Source organism: Frankia sp. CcI156 (genome assembly GCF_001983015.1).
Classification (GTDB): domain Bacteria; phylum Actinomycetota; class Actinomycetes; order Frankiales; family Frankiaceae; genus Frankia; species Frankia casuarinae.
Window position 1 is genome coordinate 22,361 of record NZ_MOMD01000070.1, and the last position, 9,462, is coordinate 31,822.

At 68.0% G+C, this 9,462-nt stretch carries 9 protein-coding genes; 7 read left to right on the forward strand and 2 right to left on the reverse strand.

The features are described 5' to 3' along the window. The first annotated feature begins 78 nt into the window (after window positions 1–78). From CcI156_RS20805 to CcI156_RS20825, 6 genes are all read left to right on the forward strand, one after another. Entirely contained in the window at window positions 79–1,953 is a 1,875-nt protein-coding gene (locus tag CcI156_RS20805; protein ID WP_076807695.1) for a glycosyltransferase family 2 protein, read from the forward strand. 6 nt (window positions 1,954–1,959) lie between these two features. Further along, complete coding sequence (locus CcI156_RS25970; protein WP_023842071.1) at window positions 1,960–2,100, forward strand: hypothetical protein; 141 nt, start codon at window positions 1,960–1,962, stop codon at window positions 2,098–2,100. Between the two features lie 49 nt (window positions 2,101–2,149). Continuing rightward, window positions 2,150–4,327: an acyltransferase family protein gene (locus CcI156_RS20810; RefSeq protein ID WP_076807697.1), complete on the forward strand. Its 2,178-nt coding sequence runs from the start codon at window positions 2,150–2,152 to the stop codon at window positions 4,325–4,327. 145 nt (window positions 4,328–4,472) lie between these two features. Beyond that, on the forward strand, window positions 4,473–5,465 hold the full coding sequence (locus CcI156_RS20815) for a glycoside hydrolase family 26 protein (protein WP_175637636.1): 993 nt from the start codon (window positions 4,473–4,475) through the stop codon (window positions 5,463–5,465). Between the two features lie 89 nt (window positions 5,466–5,554). Continuing rightward, window positions 5,555–7,051, forward strand: coding sequence for a glycosyltransferase family 39 protein (locus CcI156_RS20820; RefSeq protein WP_083718715.1), 1,497 nt, complete (start codon window positions 5,555–5,557; stop codon window positions 7,049–7,051). 206 nt (window positions 7,052–7,257) lie between these two features. Then, window positions 7,258–7,755 (forward strand): SRPBCC family protein, encoded by a 498-nt coding sequence (locus CcI156_RS20825; RefSeq protein ID WP_011437646.1) that lies wholly within the window; start codon window positions 7,258–7,260, stop codon window positions 7,753–7,755. 3 nt (window positions 7,756–7,758) lie between these two features. On the opposite strand, the gene CcI156_RS20830 is transcribed toward CcI156_RS20825, so the two are convergent. Then, on the reverse strand, window positions 7,759–8,088 hold the full coding sequence (locus tag CcI156_RS20830) for a YrdB family protein (RefSeq protein ID WP_175637637.1): 330 nt from the start codon (window positions 8,086–8,088) through the stop codon (window positions 7,759–7,761). A 121-nt stretch (window positions 8,089–8,209) separates the two neighbouring features. Then, the gene (locus tag CcI156_RS26360) at window positions 8,210–8,779 is read right to left on the reverse strand and encodes an IS30 family transposase (RefSeq protein WP_217697728.1); all 570 of its coding nucleotides are present in this window, start codon (window positions 8,777–8,779) and stop codon (window positions 8,210–8,212) included. 432 nt (window positions 8,780–9,211) lie between these two features. On the opposite strand from CcI156_RS26360, the gene CcI156_RS26365 reads away from it, so the two are divergent. Next, window positions 9,212–9,462: hypothetical protein (locus CcI156_RS26365; protein WP_217494686.1), on the forward strand; the 251-nt coding region annotated here is incomplete at its 3' end.

Genomic DNA, 9,462 nt, shown 5'->3' on the forward strand with positions numbered 1-9,462 from the left:
CGTAACGGTCGCTCGTAACGGTCCCCATGAGACCCCATAGACTACCATCAACCTTGATCACAGGGTACCGGGGGGACCGTGGAGGTCGATCTTGGCGAGGAGTTCCTTGCCGCCGAGCTGGGCGAACAAAGGAGAGACTCTTCCGCCGCGGCCTCGGTGATGCCCCCCAGGGAATATGCGGCGGATCGGATTGCGCCAAGGAACGGTGCCGTCGACGGAGCGCCGGTCMCAGAAGCGCCGGTCCCAGAAGCTCGGAACGAGTCGCTGCCAAGCCCGCCGTCGGACCGACTGGTGTACGCCTACCTCGGCCGACAGCGGCGCTGGGTACTACTGTGCATGACCGCGTCGTTCACCCTTGCCTCGTTCAGCCTGGTCAAGTTCGCGCTGCTGGCGTCGGCGTTGTGGGTGTTTCTCCTGCTACTCGGGCTCAACGCGATTTGTTCGGCCTTCACGATTGTGGCCACCCAGCACCGGCGGCGCGTAACGAGACAGAGCCATGAGGGCCTGGTCAGCGGCTGGCGGCCGATCTACTGCCCCAGCGTCGACATCTTTCTTCCCAGCGCGGGTGAACCTCTCCCGGTGTTGCTCAACACCTATTCACACATCGCCCGGGTCAGGTGGCCGGGGCAGCTACGGGCGTACGTCCTCGACGACAGCGGCCGCCCGGAGGTCGCCGCCGCGGCCGCCGCCCACGGCTTCAGCTACCTGAGCCGGCCGGACCGGGGCCGGATGAAGAAGGCCGGTAACATCCAGTTCGGGTTCGAGCACTCGCGCGGCGACTACATCGCCATCTTCGACGCCGACTTCTGCCCGCGGCCGGACTACCTCTTTCACCTGGCACCGTACCTCGACGACCCGAGCGTCGGTATCGTGCAGAGCCCGCAGCACTTCGATACGAAACGGTCGATGGGCTGGCTGCAGCGGACCGCCGGCGCCACCCAGGAGCTCTTCTATCGCTGGGTGCAGYCGTCCCGCGATGCCGTCGGCGTCCCGATCTGCGTCGGAACCAATGCGATCTACCGGCGCGGCAGCTTGCGGAAGGCAGGCGGCTTCGCCCAGATCGAACACAGCGAGGACGTCTTCACCGGTGTCAAGCTGCTGGCGGCGGGCTACACCACCCGCTATGTACCGGTGGTGCTGGCGACTGGCCTGTGCCCGGCTGACCTGGCCGGTTTCATCAACCAGCAGTACCGCTGGTGCAGCGGCTCCATGGCCCTGCTGCGGACCCGTCAGCTACGCCACATCAGACTCGACTGGAAACAGCGGGTCTGCTTCTGKAGCGGGTTCCTCTACTATATTTCCACCGCGATCAACGTCTTTACCATTAACATTCCTGGCCTGTTGATGGTGTACGTCTACCCGGAGCTGGTGCGGCCCTATAATTTCCTGCCCTTCCTGGCCGCCGCCTGGGTGTGGCTGGTCCTGCTCCCGGCCACCAGCCGCGGTCGATGGCGTTTCGAAGTGCTGCGGGTGCAACTTGTGTACAGCTTCTGCCACGCTGTCGCGATCCTGCACATGGTGCGTGGTCGCACGGCATCCTGGGTGGYGACCGGCTCCGTGCGCAAAAGGGGGAACCMGATGGTCCGCGGCGTGGTTCGGACCGCCTTCTGCTGGCTACTGCTGACGACGTGCGCGACATGGACCGGCATCGGTCTCGACGTCTGGAGGTTCGGCTGGGGAAACTTTTGGCTCGTGATTCTGTTTCAGCTCGGCCACAGCTATCTGAGCGTCCCGCTCCTGTTCGACCTGAGCCGCCTGCTCGTGGGACGCGGCGACCGGCCGRCACGCAGCCGGCACCGCGCCAGGCAGTCTCAGCCCGACTCCGTGGTCCGGGCATGGACCGGCGGTCCGCCGGCTCACAGCGCGCCGGCTCACAGCGCTCCGGCTCACAGCGCTCCGGTCTCGCCCTCGCACGGCGCTCCACCCGCCAGCGCGGCCCTGCGCCAGGGGTGAAGCGACGTGGAACGTCACGACGACGATCTGGACTTCCCGGCCTCCGAGCACCTGCGCTGGCCCGACGGGCTGGCGATCACCGTCGGCCTGGCGGTCATCGCGTTGCTGGCCACCGGCTGGGTCGACCCGACCGTGCTATGGCACTGATCAGGCCGGGCGGACCGTGGGAACGGTCGGCCTGAGGAGCATGAGGACCATGAGGACGACGGACGGCGCGGTCACCGTGCCGCTGCGGCGRCCCCACCCGGGTCTGGTGCGGATCGAGGAACGGCTCGGCTTCCGCCCCGACATCGAAGGGCTACGCGCCCTGGCTGTGCTGCCCGTGCTGTGTTACCACGGTCAGGTCCCCCACGCCGCTGGCGGGTTCGTCGGGGTCGACGTGTTCTTCGTCGTCTCGGGGTTCCTCATCACCAGCCTGYTCGTGCGGGAGGCCGAGGTCACCGGTCGGATAAGCCTGGCGGGATTCTACGCGCGCCGGGCCAGGCGCATCCTGCCGGCGGCCTGCGTCGTCCTGGTGTTCGTCACCGTGGCGAGCTGGCTGACGATGCCGMCGCTGCGCCAGGCGGAGACGGTGCACGACGTCGCGGCGGCCTCGGTCTACCTGGTCAACTGGCGGTTCATCTCGAACCAGACCGACTACCTCGCCAGCGGTCGGGATCCCAGTCCGGTGCTGCACTTCTGGTCGCTCAGCGTGGAGGAGCAGTTCTACCTCGTCTGGCCGCTGCTCCTGCTGCTCGTCGTGCTGTTCGCCCGGCGCGTCACGATGTCGCTGGCCGCCGTCGCGGTCCCGGTCACGCTCGGGCTCGTCGCCCTGTCGTTGACGCTGTCGCTGCACTGGACCCTGGTGGAGACGCCGGTCGCCTACCTGAGCTCGCCGACCCGGGCGTGGCAGTTCGGCGTCGGTGCGCTGGTCGCCTTCGCCACGCCGGCGCTCGCCAGACTCGACCGCGGCCGCACCGTCACCGGGTTAAGGATCGTGCTCGGCTGGGCGGGGTGCGTGGCGGTGGTGACCGCCGTCGTCAGCTACGACAGCGTGACGGTCTACCCGGGCACGGCGGCCTTGTTGCCCACCTTCGGCGCRGCAGCGGTCATCGCGGCGGGTACCGGCGTCCGCCCGGGACACCGCAGCCTCCGGGCGGGTGCGGGCCGGTTGTTGGGGACCAGGGTGCTGACCGTCATCGGAAGCCGGTCGTACAGCCTGTACCTGTGGCACTGGGCCGTGCTCGTCCTGGTCGAGGCGCGGGTGGGAGACCTGAGCTGGCAGACGCGCACGGCAGTGGTCGCGGCCTGTGCAGTGCCGGCCGAGCTGTCGGCGCGGCTGGTCGAGCGTCCGGTGCGGCTCTCGGCGGTCGCGGCGTCGGGCTGGCGTCGTGGCCTCGCGATCGCCGTCACCGCGACGTTGCTGCCGGCCGCCACCGGCATGCTGGTCGGCACCGATGCGTTGCAGCGGATGCGGGGCGGTGACCGGGACGCGGTGGCGGTGCTGCCACACCTGCCCGCGGCCACGGTGGTGCGTGACCCGTTCGACCAACCCGGCGGCCTGTTGAGCGGCCCGGTGACGCCCGCCCCCTGGTCCGCGTACGACGACCTGCCGCGGCTTCCGGAGGGCTGCATGGCAAGTCCCCGCCAGACCACGAGCCCGCCCTGCCAGCTGAACACCGACGGCGCCACCGGCCGGGTGGTCCTGTTGGGGGACTCGCACGCCGCCCAGTGGTTCGGGGCGGTCTACCACGTGGCCCGCGGCAGCGACTGGTCGGTGGAGGTGCTGACCAAGGTCGGCTGTCCGTTACCCGCCATCTCGGTCCGCAGCGAGCAGCTCGGCCGGGAGTTCACCGAGTGCGACACCTGGCGGGAGAACACGTTTCGCCGGCTCGCCGCGGAACCAAAGCCAGACRCGATCTTCCTGAGTACGTACAACCGGTACACCGGCGACGAAGAAAAGGTTGTGGCKGGATGGCGGAACACGATCGCACGGCTCGCGTCCCTGGGTGCTCCGCTGGTCTACATCGTCGACACCCCGAATCCACCGGGAGACATTCCGGCGTGTATTTCCGGCGCAATCGACAACTGGCGGTCGTGCTCGTTCCCGCGGGATTCCGGACTGCCCCGCGACCCGCTGCTGCAGGCGGTCGTCGAGGGCCGCGAACCAGCGGTCAGCGCGGTCGACCTGAACGTCATCCTGTGCCCGGGGACCGGGCCCTGCCCGGCCGTACGGGGCAGCGTGCTGCTGTACCGCGACGACTCCCACATCACGAACACGGCAGCGGTCATGCTCGGGCCGGCGCTCGAACACGCGCTGGTCACCAAGGTACAGCTGCCGTTGCGGGGACCGCGGCTCCAGTCAAGCCAGACCGCGGGCACACCGCGTTCCTGACTTCGGTCCCGGTGGAATCCGGGCACCGGGTAGCCTCGCGAACGAGATGCGCCATGGCCGTATTTCAGGACTTCTGTACACTTTTCAGTCATTGTTTGGCGGACGTACCAGCCAGACGGCCGAGGTACCTGGTGGGGAGGCGCTGATGCGACGGCGGTCTGCCGTCTGCCTGATGATGGCGGCGAGCGTACTGGTTTTCGCCTGCAGCTCCCCCGGCGACGGCCCGTCGCTGAAACCCGCATCCCCGAGCGGCRCCGCCCGCGGCGGCTCGGCTCCGCCGCGGGCGGCCGTCGAAACCGTGTTCAGGACCCGTCCGCAGTTCGGCGTCACGGTGCCCGGCATCAGCCAGGCGTCGCTGGGCGAGGTTGCACGCACGACGGCCTGYCCGCCGGCGATGGCCCAGTTCTTCGTCTCCGTGACCCACGGCCTGGACCCGACGGTACTCGGCGCGGTGCCGGTGACACCGATCGTGACGGTCGAGCCGTGGAACCCGGACAAGGGGGTCAACCAGAGCGACTTCACGCTCGACAAGACCATCGAGGGCCGGTGGGATGACCACTACCGGGCCATCGCGATGGTAGTGAAGAAGTACGGACGCCCCGTCCTGATCCGGTTCGCCCACGAGATGAACGGCTACTGGTACCCGTGGGCGTCGGTCGGCTCGAACACCCCGGCGCTGTTCGTGGCGGCGTGGCAGCACGTGGTCGGCATCTTCCGAGACGCCGGCGTCAYGAACGCGCTGTGGGTGTGGTCGCCGAACGTGCTCCGCGGGACGTCGGGAACGCCGCTGGCCGAGTACTACCCCGGCGACAAGTGGGTCGACCTGATGGGTCTGACAGGGTACGGCGTGCAGGAGAGCTCCGCCGCGCAGACGTACGACCCGTCCATGGCCCAACTGGCCGCGCTGTCGACCAAGCCGGTCCTGCTGACCGAGGTGGGCGCCCAGCGGGACCAGTACAAGACCAGCTGGATCGCCTCGTTCGGCAGTTGGCTGCAGAGCCACCCCCAGGTGGTGGGGTTCGTCTGGACGGCGATGAACATCAAGGACGGCGTGAAGGGTGACTGGCGGTACGACGACTCGGAGGCCGACCTCGCCGCCTTCCGGGCGAGCCTGCTCGCCGGGAGGGTCGCCTGCTGACCGCCGCGAGGAGCGTTCCGGAGTCGGCCGGCCAGCCGGGTCCGGCGGCCCGTCACCGTCGCGGCAGCCGTCGCGGCAGCCGTCGCACCATGGTCGTTCTCGCCGTGGGCGCAGCCGTCGTCGCCTGTGCCCTGGTCCACGCGGTGAACCTCGACGGCTGGCCCGGCCGGTTCAACGAGGACGAGGGCACCTATGCCGCGCAGGCCTACGCCCTGCGGTACTGGGGCCGACTGGCGCACTACACCTACTGGTATGATCATCCTTTCGGCGGCTGGGCCCAGATCGCGGCGTACGCCTGGGTGACCGACGCCTTCGGCCGCGGCGCTACCGGCGTGAGCGCCGCGCGCGAGTTCATGCTCTGGGTGCACGTCGCGAGCTGTGTCCTGGTCTACTTGTTCGCCCGCCGGCTGGACGTGCGCCGACCGTACGCGGTGACGGCCGTCGCGCTRTTCTCGCTGTCACCGCTGGCGCTCTGGTTCCAGCGGATGGTGTTCCTCGACAACATCATGGTGATGTGGCTGTTAGCGGCGTTGGTCATGGCTGCGGCGCCCAGACGGCGAGTGYGGACTGCCGTACTGGCGGGACTCGCGGTAAGCGTCGCGTTCTGGTCCAAGGAATCCGCTCTGGTGTTCCTGCCCGGTGTCTACCTGATGGTGTGGATCAATCACCGGCGGCGCAACCTACGCGCCGCGAGCCTCGGATTCGCCGCCGCGGCCGTGGCGGGCCCCGGGGCGTTCGTGGTGTTCGCAGCCGCTCGTGGCGAGCTGCACCAGCTGCGCCGGGCGGTCGAGTTCCAGCTGTTCACCCGGCAGTCCAGCGGCAGTGTGYTCGACCGCGGCAGTTCGGCGTGGAACCTGGTCGGCTTCTGGCTCGGGCTCGATGCGATCCTGCTCGCCGCCGGCCTCGTGGCGGCGATCGCCGGGCTGCTGGTGCCTCGGCTTCGGGTGCCGAGCGTGCTGCTGGTGAGCCAGGCACTGCTCCTGCTCCGGGAGGGGTACCTGCCGTACCCGTACGTCGTCGGGATGCTGCCGTTCGCCGCACTCTGCGTAGCGGGGTTGGCCGACCACCTTCATCCCCGGCCCGGGCCTGCCACCACAACCGCCCGTCTTCGCCTCGCGGCGGTGGCCTCGGTGGTCGTGGCCGGGCTGGCGGTGCTGTCGTGGCAGTGGGGACCGGTCCTGGTCGACGCGACCTCCCGGGACGACAGTCTCCCGAGCCGGGAGGCGTCCGCCTGGTACCTCGGCCACGTCCCCCCTGGCCGAGTGACGATCACGAACGATTACGCGTGGCTCGACCTGCTACGCGGAGGTACCAGGCCGATCTGGCACTGGAAGATCAACGACCAGGCCGTACGGGCGAGCCTCCCGAACGGCTGGCGCGACGTCGACTACGTCATCCTCGACGCCTGGATGGCCGAACCGGCGACGTTGCACCGGCTCCCGTTGCTGGCCGACGCGCTGGCCCATGGCGTCAAGGTGGCTTCGTTCGGCGCCGGTCCGACCAAGGTGACGATCTACCGGGTCGACCGGGTCGTCGAGGCGCCGGGTGGCGCGGCGCGTGCGGGCCGAGTGGGGATGCGCCACTGACAGGCCTGGAGTTGAGGTCACTGGGACGAACACTGAGGTCACGGAGCCAYCCCCCTCGGTAGCCCCTACCTGCTGTTGCTCCGCGACGCCCCGGACCGGTGACCTTCCGCACGCCCCTTGACCGTCACCAACGTTGTTGGCTAGCGTCGGCTAACGGCGTTAGCAACCACCGACGACAACCAGGTCGAACGACCGAGGGAGCGGGTATGACATCGAATCTGCTCTACCGCGGGCCCGGCATCGCCGAGCTTCACGAAGAATATGCCAAGAAGCGCGTGCTCGACGAAAAGGCGCCGGTAAAGGCCGCGGCGGAGATCTCCGTGGCCGCGCCGACCGAGAAGGTATGGCGGCTGATCAGCGAGATAGACCGGTGGCCGGCGTGGAACCCCGCCGTCCGGGACGTGCAGGTTCACGGCGGGGTGGCCGTCGACACATCCTTCATCTGGGTCAACGGGAAGTCACGGGTCCGCTCGACCCTGGCGGTCGTCGATCCACTCCACGAGATCACCTGGAGTGGGGTCTCCGCCGGCATCAAGGCCGTTCACCGCAACGTTCTCGAACGGACACCGGACGGTACGGTGCGGGTCACGAGCATGGAATCGATGTCTATGCCCTTCCTCGGCCTCATCTTCAGCAGCACGAAACTCCGCAGCGGGCTGAATGACTGGCTCACGGCGCTTAGGCAGGCCGCCGAAAAGGCGTGACCTTCACCGCGCCTGGGTTCGGCTGTCGATGCGGTGACCACCGGCCGTCGCGGCGATCGCTGTGACCGCGAACACCACTGCCCAGACGCGATGCCCAGCCAGCGCCGTGGCGATCGCGGTCAGACAGAACAGGAGGATCTTCACCATCAGCAGCGCCGGCCCGCGAAGCCGACGTCGTSACGCGGGGGCGAGCCACACTCCCCAGACGACGGCCGCCATCAGCGGCAGCAGGACCGCCAAGGCAACACCGGCGACGGCTGACGAGGCGAGATCGAGTCCGGCACCCGCCAAAGTGCCCAGCATCGCGAGTTCGGACAAGAAAGCGAGAAACATGATCGACCCGCCCACCACGCCGCTGCGCGGGGTACCGCCATCTGCGCCAGACGAACCCATGAGAGGGAACATAGTGGAACTTCCCGGGGAGTGAATTGTGATTCTGGGAACTACTGCCGCATCAGGCACCGTTCGCCTGCCTGACAACCTGACGAGTGGAATCAAATGGCCAAAGCGACGCGTGACTTTCTAGCAGCTCGTTGAAAACTTCTATCGGCTTCAACCAGCCAAGCGTCTGCCGTGRCCTTCCATTCAGCTGGGCGGCCAGCTTATTAAGCTCGTCCTGTGTGTGCAAGGACGGGTCGGYGCCCTTCGGGAAGTACTGGTGTAACAGACCGTTGGTGTTCTCGTTGGAACCGCGCTGCCAGGGCGAGTGCGGGTCACAAAAATACACGGGGATACCGGTCCGGACCGTGAACTCCGCGTGGCGGGCCATCTCCTTCCCCTGGTCCCACGTCACGCTGTTGCGAAGGAACTCAGGGAGGGTTCCCATCTTCTTCGCGAGYAGGTAAGCGACACGTTCGGCGGTGCGGTCAGAGGGGATACGCACCAGCATCACGAACCGGGTGGTACGCTCGACGAGCGTGGCGATCTGGGACCTGTTCCCCTTACCGATGATCAGGTCACCCTCCCAGAAGCCGGGCACGGCTCGATCCTCGGCCTCCTTCGGCCGCTCGCTGATGTCKACCATGTCCGGGATCTTTCCCCTGGTCACGGTCTGCGCGATCGGTTCACCCDCCTCGTCCGGCCCTTGCGCAAAGCAATCTTCAGCTCGGTCCGAAGCTCGCCGCGGGCCTGGAGGTATAGGCACTCGTAGATCGTCTCGTGCGACACGCGCATGCCCTCGTCGTCAGGGAAGTCCTTCTTCAGCCTCTCACTGATCTACTTCGGAGACCATTTCTCGGCCAGGCCGGCATTGACCGCGTCGTGCAGCGCGGCCGACGCGACGAGTTTGCGTTCCTTCGGACGTGCTCGCAGCGCGTCGCACCGCGCCTGCGCATCCACCGCTCGGTAAGCCCGTACTCCGCRCGTTCGTGTGGTGTGCTGACCGTGTGATTTCTTGATCCGCCAGGATGATGATTTCCCTGGTGCGTGGTGTGTCCGGCCTGGGACGGTTCGGAGGGTGCTGGCGACCGCCGTCCGGGTGGGCTATGGGCCCCCGCGCCTGGAGAAGCTGCTCGGTGCTCTGCCGGTGGCCCGGGACCTGATGGTCCGCCTCGATCTGGTCGCGACGATCGAGACGGCTCTGCCCGATCCAGGAGAGCAAGGCCCGGCTCACCCATCAATGACCTCCGGAGGGGACTGTCGCCTTCAGGCGACAGGGGAATCCGGCACGGACCGCAACGGTTATACCGGCCACGCTGGTATAATCAA